Origin of the sequence: Neobacillus sp. FSL H8-0543, from assembly GCF_038592905.1 — a bacterium.
Classification (GTDB): domain Bacteria; phylum Bacillota; class Bacilli; order Bacillales; family Cytobacillaceae; genus Neobacillus.
Window position 1 is genome coordinate 3,156,856 of record NZ_CP151943.1, and the last position, 17,375, is coordinate 3,174,230.

At 37.0% G+C, this 17,375-nt stretch carries 20 protein-coding genes; 12 read left to right on the top strand and 8 right to left on the bottom strand.

All coding sequences use genetic code 11. The annotated features are described in order from the left end of the window. Window positions 1–61: 61 nt before the first annotated feature. From NSS81_RS15645 to NSS81_RS15655, 3 genes are read right to left on the bottom strand one after another with little or no spacing between them, the layout of a single operon-like run. Complete coding sequence (locus tag NSS81_RS15645; protein ID WP_342429606.1) at window positions 62–418, bottom strand: cupin domain-containing protein; 357 nt, start codon at window positions 416–418, stop codon at window positions 62–64. A 21-nt stretch (window positions 419–439) separates the two neighbouring features. Beyond that, window positions 440–2,005, bottom strand: a complete 1,566-nt coding sequence (lsrK, locus tag NSS81_RS15650) for an autoinducer-2 kinase (protein ID WP_342429607.1) — start codon at window positions 2,003–2,005, stop codon at window positions 440–442. Window positions 2,006–2,044: 39 nt separating this feature from the next. After that, the gene (locus NSS81_RS15655) at window positions 2,045–2,962 is read right to left on the bottom strand and encodes a sugar-binding transcriptional regulator (protein ID WP_342429608.1); all 918 of its coding nucleotides are present in this window, start codon (window positions 2,960–2,962) and stop codon (window positions 2,045–2,047) included. Between the two features lie 353 nt (window positions 2,963–3,315). Between NSS81_RS15655 and NSS81_RS15660 the strand changes: the two genes are divergently transcribed. The 10 genes from NSS81_RS15660 to NSS81_RS15705 all read left to right on the top strand — a co-directional run bounded on the left by NSS81_RS15660 (window position 3,316) and on the right by NSS81_RS15705 (window position 11,479). Continuing rightward, window positions 3,316–4,821: a sugar ABC transporter ATP-binding protein gene (locus NSS81_RS15660; RefSeq protein ID WP_342429609.1), complete on the top strand. Its 1,506-nt coding sequence runs from the start codon at window positions 3,316–3,318 to the stop codon at window positions 4,819–4,821. Next, window positions 4,814–5,815 (top strand): sugar ABC transporter permease, encoded by a 1,002-nt coding sequence (locus NSS81_RS15665; RefSeq protein WP_342429610.1) that lies wholly within the window; start codon window positions 4,814–4,816, stop codon window positions 5,813–5,815. Before NSS81_RS15660 ends, NSS81_RS15665 begins: the two co-directional genes overlap by 8 nt. A 7-nt stretch (window positions 5,816–5,822) precedes the next feature. Continuing rightward, complete coding sequence (locus NSS81_RS15670; protein WP_342429611.1) at window positions 5,823–6,833, top strand: autoinducer 2 import system permease LsrD; 1,011 nt, start codon at window positions 5,823–5,825, stop codon at window positions 6,831–6,833. Next, a complete protein-coding gene (gene lsrB / locus NSS81_RS15675) occupies window positions 6,826–7,908 on the top strand; it encodes an autoinducer 2 ABC transporter substrate-binding protein LsrB (protein WP_342429612.1) in 1,083 nt (360 codons plus the stop codon). Before NSS81_RS15670 ends, lsrB begins: the two co-directional genes overlap by 8 nt. 36 nt (window positions 7,909–7,944) lie before the next feature. Continuing rightward, window positions 7,945–8,826, top strand: coding sequence for a 3-hydroxy-5-phosphonooxypentane-2,4-dione thiolase (lsrF, locus tag NSS81_RS15680; RefSeq protein WP_342429613.1), 882 nt, complete (start codon window positions 7,945–7,947; stop codon window positions 8,824–8,826). An 83-nt stretch (window positions 8,827–8,909) separates the two neighbouring features. Beyond that, window positions 8,910–9,419 (top strand): type 1 glutamine amidotransferase domain-containing protein, encoded by a 510-nt coding sequence (locus tag NSS81_RS15685; protein ID WP_342429614.1) that lies wholly within the window; start codon window positions 8,910–8,912, stop codon window positions 9,417–9,419. Window positions 9,420–9,500: 81 nt separating this feature from the next. Then, window positions 9,501–10,361 carry a class II fructose-1,6-bisphosphate aldolase gene (fba, locus tag NSS81_RS15690; RefSeq protein ID WP_342429615.1) on the top strand — a complete coding sequence of 287 codons (861 nt, stop codon included), beginning with the start codon at window positions 9,501–9,503 and terminating at the stop codon, window positions 10,359–10,361. A gap of 275 nt (window positions 10,362–10,636) precedes the next feature. Continuing rightward, window positions 10,637–10,840: a hypothetical protein gene (locus NSS81_RS15695; RefSeq protein WP_342429616.1), complete on the top strand. Its 204-nt coding sequence runs from the start codon at window positions 10,637–10,639 to the stop codon at window positions 10,838–10,840. A gap of 41 nt (window positions 10,841–10,881) precedes the next feature. Next, window positions 10,882–11,106 (top strand): PC4/YdbC family ssDNA-binding protein, encoded by a 225-nt coding sequence (locus NSS81_RS15700; protein ID WP_342429617.1) that lies wholly within the window; start codon window positions 10,882–10,884, stop codon window positions 11,104–11,106. A gap of 25 nt (window positions 11,107–11,131) precedes the next feature. Beyond that, window positions 11,132–11,479, top strand: coding sequence for an HIT family protein (locus tag NSS81_RS15705; protein WP_342429618.1), 348 nt, complete (start codon window positions 11,132–11,134; stop codon window positions 11,477–11,479). 109 nt (window positions 11,480–11,588) lie between these two features. Here the strand turns inward: NSS81_RS15705 and NSS81_RS15710 are convergent, their stop codons facing one another. Then, the gene (locus tag NSS81_RS15710) at window positions 11,589–12,407 is read right to left on the bottom strand and encodes a purine-nucleoside phosphorylase (protein WP_342429619.1); all 819 of its coding nucleotides are present in this window, start codon (window positions 12,405–12,407) and stop codon (window positions 11,589–11,591) included. Window positions 12,408–12,597: 190 nt separating this feature from the next. On the opposite strand from NSS81_RS15710, the gene NSS81_RS15715 reads away from it, so the two are divergent. Next, window positions 12,598–13,500: a GNAT family N-acetyltransferase gene (locus tag NSS81_RS15715; RefSeq protein ID WP_342429620.1), complete on the top strand. Its 903-nt coding sequence runs from the start codon at window positions 12,598–12,600 to the stop codon at window positions 13,498–13,500. A gap of 130 nt (window positions 13,501–13,630) precedes the next feature. After that, window positions 13,631–13,819 carry a hypothetical protein gene (locus NSS81_RS15720; RefSeq protein ID WP_342429621.1) on the top strand — a complete coding sequence of 63 codons (189 nt, stop codon included), beginning with the start codon at window positions 13,631–13,633 and terminating at the stop codon, window positions 13,817–13,819. 111 nt (window positions 13,820–13,930) lie between these two features. Here the strand turns inward: NSS81_RS15720 and NSS81_RS15725 are convergent, their stop codons facing one another. The 4 genes from NSS81_RS15725 to NSS81_RS15740 form a co-directional block, all read right to left on the bottom strand. Beyond that, window positions 13,931–14,716 (bottom strand): effector binding domain-containing protein, encoded by a 786-nt coding sequence (locus NSS81_RS15725; protein WP_342429622.1) that lies wholly within the window; start codon window positions 14,714–14,716, stop codon window positions 13,931–13,933. A gap of 3 nt (window positions 14,717–14,719) precedes the next feature. After that, entirely contained in the window at window positions 14,720–15,670 is a 951-nt protein-coding gene (locus tag NSS81_RS15730) for a DMT family transporter (protein WP_342429623.1), read from the bottom strand. A gap of 68 nt (window positions 15,671–15,738) precedes the next feature. Continuing rightward, window positions 15,739–16,557, bottom strand: a complete 819-nt coding sequence (locus tag NSS81_RS15735; RefSeq protein WP_342429624.1) for an MTAP family purine nucleoside phosphorylase — start codon at window positions 16,555–16,557, stop codon at window positions 15,739–15,741. Window positions 16,558–16,581: 24 nt separating this feature from the next. Beyond that, window positions 16,582–17,370 (bottom strand): 2-phosphosulfolactate phosphatase, encoded by a 789-nt coding sequence (locus NSS81_RS15740; RefSeq protein WP_342429625.1) that lies wholly within the window; start codon window positions 17,368–17,370, stop codon window positions 16,582–16,584. Window positions 17,371–17,375: the final 5 nt, after the last annotated feature.

A 17,375-nucleotide genomic window follows, 5' to 3' on the forward strand; every position in this document is an offset into this window, starting at 1 on the left:
AAAGCCCAATTTCTCAACATTAAAAAATGAGAAATTGGGCTTTTTTTGTTACTCCAATAAGTTAAACAGATGGTTTATAATCCACATCCACTTTATCTTTTTCTTGGTATGGAGAAAGCATAAAATTAGCTTTAAGATCTACATTCCCTCTATTAACTAAATAGTGAACCTTTTTTGGTTCGACATGGATAAGGTCACCTTTTTTACAGTGGAATATTTCATTATCAATATGTATTTCTAATTCGCCTTCAATGATAAAGAAATTTTCTTCCATTATATTATGATAATGTGCAGGAAAATCTTGTCCTGGTTTTAATACTACAATACCAAAGTTCATCCTTGGTCCTCTTAAAAGATATTTTGGACCACTATCTCCAAATCTATATTCTAAATCCTTCTCATTAACAACTGACATCATAATCACTCCATTTAATTTATTTTATTTTATTCCAGGTGCTATCCACATATGTTCAGTTAAACCATTGTCTGCTAATTCTAGTTGATTTTTATATATAGCTTTCCAATTTTTATATAAATCCTCGTAAACTACTTTATTTTCATGATTTGGATAATACGTTTTTTCAAATTTAATTACTTTTGAAATAGCATCATCAAAATCGTTATAAACTTTTGCACCAACTCCTGCACAGATGGCTGCACCAAGAGCAGTTGATTCTTTAACAACAGGGACTTTTATTGGTTTGTTAAGTACATCGGAAACAATTTGGCACCATAACTCACTTTTTGAAGCGCCACCGGCAAAAATAATTGACTCGGGTGAAGTATTAGTTAGATCATTAACTAATTCAATGTTTCCTTTTGTTACAAAGGCAGCATTTTCCATAATTGCTCTATAAAAACTAGCTTTATTAAATTTCTCAGAATCTAGTTTAAAATTGATGAAACCTGGAGCAGCATGTTTCCAAGAGGAATAATTCATTTGATCAGAAAATGTACAGAGCATTCCGTTGCTACCTGCTGGTACGCTTCGAGCTTTTTTTTCCATTTGGGCATAAATGCTATCGCCCGTTTGCTCTTGAAGATATTTCTCAAGCTCACAGAAACTATCTCTAAACCATTTCATTACTAAGCCAGGAAAAAAGGCTATCGCTTCATACTGCCAAGTATTTGGTACAGCGTGGCAGTTAATTCTTACCCTGCATTGATCATCAATTTTGACATCATTAGTAGTATATTCATATTGCCAAAAGCTCCCGCCAAAAATAGCGGCATTTCCTTCATTAATCACACCGACACCAATGCATCCTAGTTGGGCATCGCCACCACCTGCAACAACGAGTGTTTGGGTACTTAGACCTGTAAGCGCTGACATATTTGTGGTAACATTTCCAATAATGGTCCCACTTTCGTGAACAATAGGGAAAATGTCCTCTCTAAGATCTACTTTCCTAGCAATTTCTGTGTCCCACACTCTTTTCTTGATATCAAATAGACCTGTTGTACAGCCGTTTGATGGTTCAACTGAAATGACATCGGATAAACGATAGGTTATCCAGTCATTCAGCATGGTTACGTATTTAATTTTCTGATACGCTTCAGGGAGATTATTTTTCACCCAAAGAATTCTTGGGATGGCGCCTAAAGAAAAGGTTTGACCTGAAACACTATAAATCTCAGATTCTATTGTATTGCTTTGGTTATATAGATTATTAACTTCGTTATTCGAACGTGAATCTACATTTGCACAAGCCCATAGTTCCTTACCTTGTTCATCATATAAAACAATGGCTTCTCTCATGCTGGTAGTTGAAAGAGAAACAATATCCATTGGATTTACCTTGCTTTTGGAAATAGTCTCCTTTATTAATTTCGTGATGATTGAGAGATTTTTTGTGATATCAAAATCCATTGAGCCTGGATATCTTTCATCCTCTTTGTGGGTCCACTCGGATTGTGCAATAGCCACTTCATGTCCCAATGTATTAAATAAGATGACTCTAACACTACCGGTTCCGGCATCAATCGCCATTAGATATTTTTCCATGTTACCCTTCCTTTCGAAAATGTAATATATGGGATTTACTTAGACTAATGTTTGGGCAACTAATTCATCTGTAATTAATACATCGATGTATCCCCCCTTAAGTGCACCAATAATGGCAGTCTTTTTTTCAATTCCACCGGCAACCGCGATAACGTTGTTAAGTGATTTTAATACATCAATTTCTGTACTAATTAGTTTTTTATGGAAATCTAGATCCAAAATCTCCCCATTTATATCGTAAAACTGACTTAGAAGGTCACCAACAGCTCCCCTTGTTTTTAAAATTTCGAAGTCATTGGTATTTAAATAACCCTCTTTCACTAAGGTTGCCTGATCATTAAGTGCACCAATTCCTATAACTGTTATATTGGAATATGGAATCATTGCTAATATTTTTTTTACAGGCATTTCCGCTAGTAAATGATCTGCAATGTCCTTTGAAGATACGATTAATGGTGCTGGGACAATGTAGTGATTGTAATTTGGATTGGTATAGTAGTCTGACCTGGTATCAATTGCAGTAGGCATGTAAAACTTTACACCACCAGATAAAGATACAAAAGTTACTTTATATTTAGTAGATATTCGTAAGTGGCCCATCGTTTTCGATACAGCCTCACCATAACCGATACTTATCATCGTATCGCTTGTAATTCTATCTTCTATATATTGAGCAGCAGCAATGGGAAGACTTTCAACCTTTTTTTGATCGGATGCTGGGACAATATAAACGTCCTTTAAATTGTACTTTTCTTTAATTCTATTTTGGAGATTTAAATTATCCATATTTTCTAAGTTAATCTTAAATTGGATGACATTATTTGTTTTAGCAATTTCAAGATACTTAATGACTTTCATTCTAGATAAATTTAACGATTCTGATATCTGATTTTGAGTCAATCCTTCTATATAGTATTGCCAAGCAATTTTTACAATTAGGTCATTTTCATATGTCATTTATATCACTTCTTTTATTGGGATTTGTTTAAACAAAATATTTATGAACAAACATTTGTGTTTATACAAATCAAGAATAACAATTTAAATATGGTTAGTCAATATGTGAATTTTAATAATTTGTTTTCGAATAAAATCGAAAAATACCTGAATATAACGGTGTTTTCTTATGGAATGAATAATAAATAGATTGGTAATTGTGTACAAATTTTGATAACTTAAAAAATAATAAAATGATGCTTGATTAATAAATTGTTTTAAATTATAATTTGATTATCTTAAGAAAGCGATTACAAACATATCTTTATTTAACTACATATATTTACCTATTTTGAGAGTACGGAGGTTTTTTTATGCCCAAACCGAGAGAATTAGTGAAATTAGAAAATATCCAGAAATCATTTAATCAAAACAAAGTCCTCAAGGGTGTTTCATTAGAAATTAGTGAATCAGAAGTGGTCTCATTAATTGGAGGAAATGGAGCGGGAAAGAGTACATTGATGAAGATCCTTACCGGAGTCTATAAAGCTGATGAAGGAAATGTAATCATTAATGGGAAGCAAGTAGTAAATTTTAATCCTTCCCAAGCGCATGAAAAGGGAATTTATTTGGTTCCACAAGAACCATTGCTATTTCCAAATATGACCATTGAGCGAAATTTAACGATTGGCTTTAGTAATAATAAAGTCGAAGTAAGGGCGAAAGCGAAGGGTTTAATTGATCAATTGGGATGGGATTTAGATTTAAACAGATTTGCCCTTTCATTATCGATTGCGGAGCAACAACAAGTTGAGATCATTAAGGGGCTCCTTAGAGATGCGAAGGTTCTAATATTGGATGAACCTACCTCGTCTTTAACATTTGCAGAAACTGAGTCATTATTCAAGTTAATTGAAAAGTTAAAAGCCTCAGGTGTAGGTATCTTTTATATAACCCATCGATTAGATGAAGTCTTTCAAATTTCAACACATGCGGTTATTTTAAGGGATGGAAAAGTAACTCTTAAAGGAAATATTAATGACTTTACAAAGGATATGTTAATTAAAGGGTTATTACCATTGGAAAGTGAACGGGATAGTAACGATACGTTTAAAAAGGAATTCTCGGATCGAAGTAAGGAGGAACCTATTTTAAAGGTAACCAACTTAACTGGGGACGGATTTAAGGATATTAATTTTGATGTATATAAGGGTGAAGTGGTTGGGCTTGCTGGTCTTGTTGGAGCAGGCAGAACCGAGATTGCTGAAGCCATTTATGGAATAAATAAAGTGAAAAGCGGAAAAGTCTATTTACATGGCAAGGATATAACGGATTTATCTGCTAGAGAAACAATTGAAAGCGGTTTAGCCTATATACCCGAAGATAGATTTTTAAACGGGATTTTTTCTATAAGCTCTATAAGTAGTAATGTTACAGCACAAATAATAAAAAAACGCCGGTTTTTTCTTGATAAAAAATTTGAAAAAGAAGTCACAGATGAATATGTTGATAAATTAAGTATCAAGATTAGTAGCCATGATGATGAAATCAAATCATTATCTGGAGGGAACCAGCAAAAGGTAGTTATAGCAAGGATCTTATCAACAAATCCAAAATTAATTATTATGGATGAACCAACTAGGGGAATTGATGCTGCTGCAAGAGGTGATATCTATTCCATTATTACTCAATTGAAGGAACAGGGATATTCGATTCTACTCATTTCATCTGATTTAGAAGAGATTGAAAGAATAAGTGATCGAATCTATGCAATTTATCGAGGGAAATGTATTGCTAGGTTAGGATTCGACGAGATTAATGCAACAAATGTTATGAAAGCAGCTTTTGGCACGTATGAAGGAAGTGAAAAATATGTCTAAAATCATAGGCTTTATGAAGCATCGGGAATTTAGAACAGTTGCATTCTTAATTGCATTATTTCTGATTGTTGGCCTAGTAAACTCTGATTTTATTTCAATAGGAAACATACAAAACTCTCTAAAAAATAGTTTGCTTTATATTGTGCTTGCTGTAGGGATGTCATTCGTCTTATTGACCGGTAATATCGATATCTCAGTTGGTGGTGTTGTCGGTCTAAGTGCTGCGGTTAGTGGAATGATTATTAGAGATGGTGGCAGTATAATTCTAGCTGTCATCGCGGCTATCGCCATTGGTGCTTTTATTGGTCTAATCAATGGATTAGGCGTTACGAAATTAAAAATTTCCTCTTTTATTATGACCCTAGGTATGAATGAAATTGTCAGGGTCATCCAGGTTATTTATACCGATGGTCAGTGGGTAGAGAATCTTCCGGAAACGTTCAAAAAAATATCACAGCTGAGTTTTTTGGGAATCAATTCTTTAGCGATTATTGTCATCGCAGCCGTAATAGTCGTTCATCTGTACTTATCTAATAGTAAATCAGGAAGGTATTTCGCAGCCATTGGTGATAATGAGGATGGATCGATATTAATCGGAATACCTGTAAACAAATTTAAAGTTTTATCCTTTGTTATTTCTAGTGTATGCGCTTCCTTAGCGGGGTTAATTTTTGCAAGCCAAATCGGATTTATCTCTACCACTGCTGGGTTAGGGATTGAAATGACTGTCATCGCTGCAGCTGTTCTCGGGGGAGTATCACTTAGCGGTGGTATAGGGTCCGTAATCGGGGCATCTATTGGAGCTATTATTATGACATCTATCAACTCTGCACTCGTTTTCTTAAAAGTACCTGCATTCTGGAATGCTGCAATATCAGGTTCTTTGTTAATTATCATTGTCGTTACGGATGTACTTATTGCTCGCCGAGCGAACAAGAAAGCAAAGACAGAAAGATTAAATGCAAGGATTTCAAACTTGCAGGAGGAGGTGTGAGGTTGCAATGTTAAAAAAAATACCGAAATGGAACTTAGTTCTCCTAGTAACTTTAATCTCAGAGATTGTTATTTTTGGATTAATTAATCCAAGGTTTTGGAATATGAACGTTCTATTAAATAGTTTTAATGACTTTATTGGGATCGCTATCATTGCGTTCTTCGTTACCTTTGTCATTATTACAGGTGGCATCGATATATCCGGCGGATCGATTATCGGATTAACCTCAGTCGTTGCAGGGATATCGTCTCAAGTGATGGGATTGAATATCTGGCTTGCGGTAGTTCTTGCGATAGTAGTAGGTGGATTGTGTGGTTTACTAAATGGTCTATTCATTGCTTATGCAAAAGTTCAAGCAATGGTCATAACACTTGGTGGAATGCTTTTATATAGCGGAATTGCTCTAGTATTGGTTGGGATATCAGGAGCAAGTACGTATGAAGGGATATCCGGATTCTCTCAAGGATTTATCAATCTAGCAAACGGTAAACTATTTGGGATTCTTCCACATTCCGTTGTATTGTTTATTGTCGTGTTTATCATTGCTTATATCCTTCTCCATCGAACAAGGTATGGCAGATACATCTATTTAACAGGGATTAACCAAAATGCAGCCGAGTATTCTGGTATTGATACTAGGAAAATTATTACTAGTACGTATGTATTATCAGGGTTAAGTGCTGGGCTTGCAGGTGTGATATTAACTTCCTATTTAGGCAGTGCAAGAGCTGATTTCGGTGGAGAATATTTAATGCCGATCTTAACTGCAATTGTTTTGGGAGGGACATTAATAACAGGTGGTAAGGGAGGTGTTGTCGGTACTGCTCTGGCATGTATAATTGTTGGTTTCTTAAAACTTGGTTTGCAAATGGGAGGAGTACAAACACAATATATTGGCTTAGCTATAGGGTTACTTCTTATTATTTCGGTAGCATTCTTAGGAATTCCAAATTTCAAGTCCAATGTTAGTAGACTATTAGGAATGAAAAAAAGTAGGGGGGGCAATTTAAATGCGTAAATCAAAACTATACAAATTATTAACTGGTACGATACTTGCAACGATGTTATTAGCTGCCTGCAATAGCGAAGATGCAGGAAGCAAAACTGATAAGGGCTCAGGTGAAAAAGAGGCTAGTGATATCGAAGTAGTATTCATACCAAAAATGACTGGGAATGCCTTTTTTGAATCTGGTAATAATGGTGCACAGGCAATGGCAGAAAAAGTTGGATTTAAAGTTAAATATGATGGTGCACCAGAAGGAACGGTTGCCAATCAAGTCCAAATTATTAATAGTGCAGTAAATAGTGGTGCAGATGCAATCGCGATTTCATCCGTATCTTTTGATGGTCTAAATCAAGCCTTACAAAAAGCATTAGATGCTGGAATTAAGGTTGTTACATGGGATTCAGACGTTGATCCAAAATATCGTTCAGCCTATATCAATCAAGGTACACCTGAAATTTTAGGGAAAATGCTTGTGGACATGGCTGCAGGACAACTAGAAAATCCTGATGATGCCCAACAAGTTGCTTGGTTCTATTCAAGCCCAACTGTTCCTGACCAAAACTCATGGGTTGAGTATGCAGAAAAATATATTGCAGAAAAGTATCCAAAATGGGAACTTGTAACAAAGCAATACGGTGAAGGAAATGAACAGGTATCTCTACAAGTCGGAGAAAGTATCTTAGATACCTATCCTGATATTGATGTTATCATTTGTCCGGATTCAACAGCCCTACCTGCAATGGCACAGGCAGCTCAAAATAAAGGTTTAGATAAAGATGATGTCATTATTACTGGATTTGCTTCTCCTAATTCCATGAGACAATATATTGAAAAAGGAACAATTGAAAATCATGGATTATGGGATGTTACTGACCAAGGTGCACTTGCCGTTTACATTGCGTATCATTTAGCACAAGGAAATGATCTAAAAGTTGGAGACTCTGTTGACGTTCCAGAACTTGGTAAAGTAACAGTTGAGCCAAACACTATTCAAGGGTACGATTACGAAGCAGAAGATTCAGGTATTATCGTATTGCCTGAAAGAATTGTCTTTACAAAAGAAAATACAAGCGACTATGATTTTTAACTAATAGAATTATAGTGTTGAAAGGGAGATATTAGAATGGCAGATCTTATCGGAAATAAAGTAGCGAAAAATTTCGCAGAGAATGTAGAGTTTAGTAATAATGGTAATTTTCATGTAAAAGGTGCAGCTAATTATGACTGGGGTATGAAAGATCGATTATCAAGAATTTTCAACCCGAAATCTGGCAAAACTGTTATGCTGGCATTTGACCATGGATACTTCATGGGACCAACATCTGGATTAGAAAGATTAGATATTCTAATTCCTAGATTAGCAGATTATGCGGATTGTTTGATGGGAACTAGAGGGGCGATTAGAAGCAGTGTGCCTCCAACCTATAATAAAGCAATTGCTCTAAGAGCATCATCAGGTTCAAGCGTTTTACAAGATGATTTAAGTCATGAATCAATGGTAGTAGGTATTGAAGATGTAATTAAGATGAATGCAAGTGCAATTGCTATTCAAACCTTTATTGGTGCAGATGGACAAAAGGAAACCATTGAAGAATTAAATAAGGCGGTAAATTTTGGTTCAAGATATTCAATACCAACAATGGGTGTTGTAGCTGTTGGAAAGGAAATGGAAAGAACAAATCAATTTTTCTTATTGGCAACAAGAATGTTAGCTGAATTTGGCGTTCAAATTGTCAAAACCTATTATTGTGATGATTTTGAAAAAGTAGCTGCTGCTTGTCCTGTACCATTAGTCGTTGCTGGTGGAAAGAAAATTCCGGAAAAAGACGCATTAACGTTAGCATATAACTCGATTCAAGGTGGAGCTGCAGGGGTTGATATGGGTAGAAATATATTCCAGTCAGAATTCCCAGAAGAAATGATTCAAGCAGTTGGTAAAGTTGTCCATGAGGGATACACTGATAAAGAAGGATATGAGTTTTACCTGGATTTAGTAAATAGATAGGTTTTGAATTTTATAGAAATAAGAATAAGGCTTCTACCAAAATTGAGTAGAAGCCTTATTTAAAACAATTTGGAGGTAGGAAAATGACAAAAGTAGCATTTTTATTAGCAAATGATTACGAAGATTCGGAAATGAAAAACCCTTATGATTCAATAGTGGAAGCTGGTTATGAAACGGTTATTATTGGTTTAGAAAAAGGAATTGAATGTAAAGGGAAAAAGGAAACAGTTTCCTACCTAACGGATTTGGCCGTTGCTGATGCAGACGCAAGTGACTTTGATGCAGTAATTATACCAGGTGGAAGCGCGCCAGAGGAGTTACGTGTAAATGAGGATGTCATAAAGTTTGTTAAGGAGTTAAATAACAAATCTGCTGTGATCGCAGGAATTTGCCATGGCCCACAAGTTATGATTAGTGCGGATATTTTAAGAGGACATGAAGTTACTTGTTATCAAGGAATTCGAGATGATGTAAAAAATGGTGGGGCGAAATATATTAATGAAGAAGTAGTTGTTAGTCAAAACATAATTACTTCAAGGACTCCAAAGGATGAACCAGCTTTTATTAGAGAAATATTAGCTAAACTGAATTAATAAAGACGCTTTCATAGGACCAATACCCGCATGAAGGGGCAGTAAATAGAAAACAGTAACTTACGTGGGAGGACATCAAAAGTGGAATTAGTTACAGGGAAAGAAATGTTAAACAAAGCATTAAAAGAAGGTTATGCAGTAGGACATTTCGACATACATAACCTTGAATGGACGCAAGCTGTTTTAAGTGCTGCTGAAGAGGAAAAGTCGCCAGTTATTCTTGGAGTAACGGAAGGAGCCGTTCGTTATTTTGGTGGTTTTTCCGTAGCTGTGGCAATGGTGAAGGCACTAATGAATGAAATGAAGATAACTGTTCCAGTAGCACTTCACTTGGATCATGGTTCTAGTGTAGAGAATTGTAAAGCTGCTATTGATGCTGGGTTTACTTCGGTTATGATTGACGCATCCCATCTCCCATTTAAAGAAAATGTGAAATTAACAGAGCAGGTAGTTAAATACGCTCATGAAGGTGGAGTATCGGTTGAAGCTGAGTTAGGGAGTATAGGCGGGACTGAAGATGGCATAGTTTCAGAAGGTTCTATTTATGCAGACCTAAAGGAATGCATGGAGTTAGTTAAACTTACTGGAATTGACTTTCTAACACCTGCACTGGGGTCTGTTCATGGCCCTTACAAAGGAGAACCAAAACTAGGTTTTGAAGAAATGAAGGAAATTAGTCATACCGTTGGTATACCTTTAGTTTTACATGGTGGTTCAGGCCTTCCTGCTGAACAAATTAGGAAGGCTATTTCCTTAGGAACGGCAAAAATTAATGTGAATGCAGATAATCACCTTGCGTTTTCCAAAGCAATTAGGGATATATTAGATCAAGATCTTGATGTATATGATGCTAGCAAATATATAGGTCTTGGCCGAGATGCGGTGAAAAAAACAGTTATTGGTAAAATGCATCTATTTGGTTCTTCAGGTAAAGCTTTTTAGCTTCGCCTTAACCCTTTCATATATATCACTCTCTGATTTTATGAAAGGGTTATAGGATGTCCTGAATCTTTGAAATTCTCTCTGTTAGCTTTATATTGATTCCTCAGCAAATCTTCGTTTCTTCTGTTTTCAAATTCTCTTAACCCACTTTATTTTTTTCACTTTAAAAGGATTATCCAAGCGAATCTTGAAATAAATAATAATAAAGCTAAAATAATGGAATCCTAGTAGAGTCTGTTTAGTTAATCATGTACTATATTGAGGAGATGCGTTTAATGAAATTTGGAATAAGAATGCCAAGCTTACGAAAAAGAATTTCTGCTAGAACAAGCATCAAAAGACAGATTGTCCACCGAGCAGGATTGAAAATGCCAAGGGGATATGCTTGGCTAAGAAATCCTAAAAAGTATGTATATAACAAAGTTTATCAACGGACAACCTTTGATATTTTTAAATTGATTAAAAAGCTTTTTAAATGAGTACAAACATTTATAGGAAAGGCTAATGGAGGGTAACTACAATGGCAGAGGTTAAATTTGAAATAAAAGAAACAGTGGGAGCCATTTCAACCTCCCCAAAAGGCTGGAACAAAGAACTGAATCTGATCAGTTGGAATGGAAAAGAACCAAAATACGATCTCCGGGATTGGGCACCGGAACATGAGAAAATGGGGAAAGGCGTAACTTTGAACCTGGAGGAAGTCAAGGCGTTGAGAGATTTGTTGAATGGGATGGAGTTGGATTAACCTCTACTTAATCATGATAAGGAGCATGAGAATGGAAAGTAGTATAGAAGATTTTTATTGTGATGAAGTCTTAAGTGGTAAAACACCCGTAGAAGTAGTGATAGAAACGGATAAAACATTAGCATTTTTTCATACGCGTCCTTTTTACGATGTACACATCGTAGTTATACCCAAAAAACACATAACTTCGCTGCTTGATATTAACTCAGATGATAGAGATCTAAATGAACTATTTGCTGTCATTCAAAAAGTAGCAAAACAAGTTAACGACCAATATGGTGCCTGTACGGTTTCAACAAATATTGGGGACTATCAAAGTAACAAACATATGCACTGGCATGTTCATTTTGGGAATCGAATTAGAGTGGACTAGAGTAGTATAATCTTGAAAACAAAGCCTCCAAATTAGATTTGGAGGCTTTGTTATGCAAGTTTTGAGCTTTTTTAACTATTCAAACGTTCAATTAGATATTTTCCTGCAATTAAATCTCTTCTAAGACACCCTTAACAAGATTAACGAAGTTACCTCTTACTTTACCTGCTACTTCAATCACTTCATCATGACTTAATGGCTGGTCTAATATCCCACATGCCATATTTGTTAAACAAGAAATCCCAAGTACCTTCATCCCACCATGAACGGCAACAACTGCTTCAGGTACAGTAGACATACCGACTGCGTCTGCACCTAACACACGGATCATGCGAATTTCTGCTGGAGTTTCGTAGGCTGGGCCACTCCACCACGCATAAACACCATTTTGCAGTTGGATGTTTTGCTTTATTGCTACCTTGGTTGCAAGGTTACGTAAATCTGGGTTATATACGCGAGATACATCAGGGAAACGAGTTCCTAATTCACTATTATTTGGTCCAATTAACGGGTTGGTCCCAACTAAGTTTATATGATCGGTAATAAGCATTAAATCGCCAGGTGAAAAGCTTGTATTGACTGCACCACAAGCATTTGTGATAAGCAGATTTTCAACGCCGAGTGCCTTCATGACACGAACAGGGAAGGTTACCTCATCCAATGTATAGCCTTCATAATAGTGGAAACGCCCCTTCATCGCAACAACGGTCTTGCCCATTAATTCGCCAATGACTAATTCATTCGCATGGCCAACCGCTTCAGACTTTGCAAAGTGTGGAATTTCACTATATGGAATGGTAACGGGGTTACTGATTTCATCGGCTAGCGTGCCTAATCCAGATCCTAAAATCATCCCAATCGTCGGACGGCTGTCTGTTTTGCTAAAAATGAAATCGCGGGCTTCAAAAATATCCTCTAACTTGTGCATGAAAAATCCTCCTAGTATGTACTTAAAAAAGAACTAATAAAATTATTACATCTGTTACTTCTCTGTACCAATTATTATTGTACTGGATTATGTTGGACTTGTAAAAAGTCGTGAAAGGTAATTGAATCTTCAAGGTCGAATAATTAATGTAGATAAGATAAAATTTTACTATAGAGGGTTGGTTGATTAGATGAAGGTAGAGGCTTTAAAGAGTGAAAAGATAAAGGAATTTGTTGAGTATTGCAAGAAACATAGAACGGAGGTCGATGATTCTTACTTGTATGAAGAAGATTTAGACGGGTTTGAACCTAACCTTGAAAATCCTACGTACATCCTGACTAATCAGGGTGAAATTATCGGTGCTGCATCGTTGATTATAGATGAATATAATAGACAAGGGAATCGAGCAAGATTTCGAATCTTTCATACTGAATTAACGGATGTTATCTATTATAAGCAGCTTATGGATGCACTTTTACAGCATACTGCGGGATTGGAAAAACTTTATATTTTCATTCCATTAAAAAATAAACGCTTGATGGATGCTATCGAGAAGTCAGATTTTTCAATCGAGAGATACTCCTTTATACTTGTCAGAGAAGATGTCGATGTTCCTGAATGGTCCTTACCAAAGGATTATTCTGTTAGAGCTTTTAGGCCAGGGGAAGATGAAGAGATTTGGAGTGAGGTTCGGAATGCGGGCTTTGCTACGTTGAGAGGGAGTGAAACCCCAAAAACACCGGAAATGGTTGAAAAGTTGGTATTAAGTAATGATTATATACCTGGTGGAATGCAAATCCTGTTTCATTTGGAAAAACCAGTAGGAGTGGTCAGGGGAGCTAAAGACGAATACGAAAATGCTCCGATAATGGATATTGGACCGCTCGCGATCATCCCTGAATATCAAGGAAAAGGTCTAGGAAGACTCCTATTAAGAGCCGCGCTTCAATTTGCGAAAGAGAAATCCTATAATCGTTCTATTCTTTCAGTAAACGGAGAAAACGAAAGGGCAAAATCGTTGTATCTTCAAGAGGGCTTTCAGGAAGTGGAGGGCTTCGTCTGCTATGAATATTTATTAAAAGGTAGCGATTAAGGGTCAATTTGACAATAAACAGAACAGAAACTAGCAAATTGGTCACAAGAGTATCTTGTACACAAACACAAGTCCTTGCCTCTATAATAAAAAGAGGGTAAGCTAAGAAAAACGAAATGGGGGATGAAAAATGGCACTTGATGTTTCAAAATTAGGGCTACCGTATTTTAGCTTAGATGCTGCTGCAGTTGACAAAAGTCCAAGTGAAATGGTGATTACTGATAACAATGGTGAAAACTACTACATAGTAAATAGGGAAGTATATGAAGACGGTCCGCAACAACAAGGATATAAAATTGTTGTAAACGAAGGAGAATAACCTGCTACCTTGGAAGACTTCCTAAAAAACTAATCAAACGTTTGACTATATCTCTGTAAACCTTGGTAGAGAAGGTCTGAAGAGACCAATCAAACGTTTGATTGGAAATGATTACTTTAATGGAATCCAAATTTCAGAGTAGTAATCCGGTTTCCATGGTTCTCCTGCTGAATAGACTTCTATTTCCGGGAATCCGGCAGGTTCATAGTGGCTGGAAGGGAACCACTCTGAGTAAATTTGCTTCCATGCCTTCTGTATCGCCTCCGGCATGGGACCATGTACTTCAAATACGCCCCACTTTGCAGCAGGTAATTCCAGGGTCAATAAACCTTCAGGTGTTGGACCTGCATGCTCTGTTGCAATCCAATAATCCATTAATTGCGAATGACTGTTCCGCTTAGTAACACAAACCCCAAGTATACCTTTAATTCCCCCATTATTTAAGCTGAACAATAAATCGTTGGTTCCATCGGCTTGAACATCCTCCCACATTTTTGGTATTTCTCTTTGGTTCTCGCCATTCTCACAATTAAACACTCGCTTGACACCGACTAAGGAAAAACTTTCTTTTTCAATAATTTTGTAATTCATCGGATCTTCCCCTTTCAATGTTACCTGAATAGACAGGCGGTTGTAAGATTTCAGCTTTCCACGGTTATTTCTCGCTTGACTTGGTGTTAAACCATGCAACCTGCGAAATGCTTTTGAAAAAGCCTCGGGAGTGTCGTAGCCATACTTCAAGGCAATATCAATGATTTTGTTGCTAGTAGTAGATAGTTCCTGTGCTGCAAGTGTTAACCGTCTGCGTCGAAGATATTCACCAATAGTAATTTCCGTTAAGGCAAAAGTAGAGTGTAAAAAGTCCAAAGTCCTTGCCTCAAAAATAAAAAGAAACAATGGCTAACTAGATTTCACTTTCCTCTCATAAACCACTTTCCGTTTCTGTTTGGTAGTGTAAATCCAACCCTCAAGTGTACCCGACCCAAGCAAGACACCTATTAATATCAAAACAAAACCAAGGATATGCGCTAAGGCAATTTTTTCACCAATAAAGAAAAATGCACCAACCAGTGAAAAAAACGGAGTCAGGTTCATATAAATCGAGGCCTCTGTGACTCCGACTTTTTCAATTCCATAATTGTAGAACATATGACCAAGAGCGGTTGCGATAATGGCTGAAGCAAAGAAGGTAATCCAAATTCCAAATGATCCATTTGAAAGAGAGTGTAACCCGCTTGGCTCTTTGACTAGACTAATGATAAAGAGGATGACAGAGCCGATTGCTAGCATATATCCTGTCGTCAGTCGTGGGTCCATCGTTGTTGAAGACTTTTTAATGATAATAAAACTAATCGCTTGGGATAGAATCGATAGGAATACATAGATATCACCAATGGAAATCCCGCTGATGTTGCCGCTGGATTTGACGACAATAAAGGAAACACCGGTAAAACCTAAGATAATCCCAATCATGCGGAAAATGGTAGCCTTGTTTCCAAGAAAAAAGAAGGCAAGAATAGTGGTAAGTAAAGGGCCGAGACCTAGAATCAGTCCTCCATTGGCAGCGGACGTTTCCGTGAGGCCAATCGATAAAAAGTAATGATGGCCAACCACGTTAAATAACCCACCAAAGAAGATATAAACAAACTCTGACCTGGTTGGAATTCTTACTTTTTTAATAAAGTAGAGGACGATAAAAACACAGATACTTGCCGTCATTATCCGAAAGGAGGTAACCGTGATTGGCATAAAGGTCGTTACAAGAACTTTTGTTGCAACCACGTTAAATCCCCAAGAAGCCACAGAAAATATAATTATGAGGTGGTAAAAATAAGCTTGAGATTTCTTCATGTAGTCCTCTTCTTTCCAATATAAAATAAAGAGGGAAGATGATCTTGAAAGAATCTCCCCTCTGAATCCTAATGAGCTTTAGCTTTTGCTGCTTCCATTTTCCGTTGATAGGGCTCTTGGCATGTGCAACTTTCTTGTCCGTGTATATGATGGACGGCCTGGAAGACCAATTTCTTCATAGTGGAATTTTTACGTTCGCCCACTTCTTTATGAACCTTTAGTGATGGGCGGGTATCGGTAACCCCAGCCGCCATATTTGTTGTTAAAGTGGTAACGGCATAACACATACCAAGCTCACGAGCTAAAGCTGCTTCGGTCGATGTGGTCATTCCAACAACGTCCATTCCCCATTGACCGAACACTTGAATTTCAAGTCGAGTTTCATAGCGTGGCCCTTCAACACAAACTAGATTAATATTTTCATTGATAGGTTCCGTAATATCTTTTGCTGCTTCCACGAAGGCTGCTTGGATTTCGGGGCAAAAAGGATCAGTCATATCGACAGAATAATTGCCGTAGGTGTTACTTCTTTTTGTCATGTCAAAATAATTGTCTAAAACACTGATGCTTCCGACCTCGATTTTCGGGTTGATGGCACCAACGGCAGATACACTGATGATGCGTTCGACACCAGCCTTTTTTAAGGCCATCATATTGGCTTTGTAGTTAACAAACGGAGCAAGTGTGCCGTGCTCTTTCCCATGGCGAGGAAGAAAGACAATTTCTTTTCCTTCGCATGTTCCTGTATAGATGGCAACATCGCCGAATTCAGTGGAAACCATTTCTTCCACAACATTTGTAAATAGATCTTGAAATCCTGTACCACCAATAATACCAATTTTCATAAAATTATCTCCTTCTTTGCGATCTGTGATTGTGTGATTCATCTAGTTGGCAAGGTGTGAATCTCATTAGAGTTCAGTACTCGGTAGGTAATTTTTAACTGTAATCAAGCTATTTTCAAAAATAACCTTTGCTACTACCTCAGTTGTGTTTTCATTGGCACAGGTGAGAATATCTTCTTCGCAGTTAATCTTGCGCATAACTGCACCACTGGCTGATTGGGAAAAAGCATCAAATGTATCTGTATAACCGAGCAACAGTTTGCTGGCGATGATCCCAGAATCAGCTTGAATCGCCTCAATGCCATTTTCTGCAGCAATTTGTTGTCCGTGTGAAAGTAACTTTGCTGCACAATACGTATCATCAAGGGCGGCAATGTTTGTGTTTTCGCGTCCAGCAGCCACGATGATTACCCCTGTGTTTAACTCGGCAGCTAATCGAACAGCCTCGTTCATAACGGCACGTGCATTATTCATACAGCCAATAAAAATATGCTTGATTCCAAGTTCTTTTAACGTATGAATGGCTACTGTTCCGTTTGTTGTCCGCATGACAACAAGCTGGTTTTTCACCTCTGCCGTTTCTATTTCTTTTAAGGAAGGGCTGAAATCTGCTATATCGGCAGCTTCACCGGAGACTTGTTCCGCACAAATCATCGTCTCTTCGCGTAAAAAAGAAGGGTTTTCACGCAATGTTTGGTGTTCATCATTGGTTAGCACAATTTTTGAAGCACCTTTTTCTACTAATCTTGTCATCGTCGTGCTCGCACGAATCACATCAATGACCACACAGACAGAAGGGCTGTCTGGCTTTACTTCTTTTGGCATAAACGCTACTTCAAATAACATTTTTTTCATTAGGA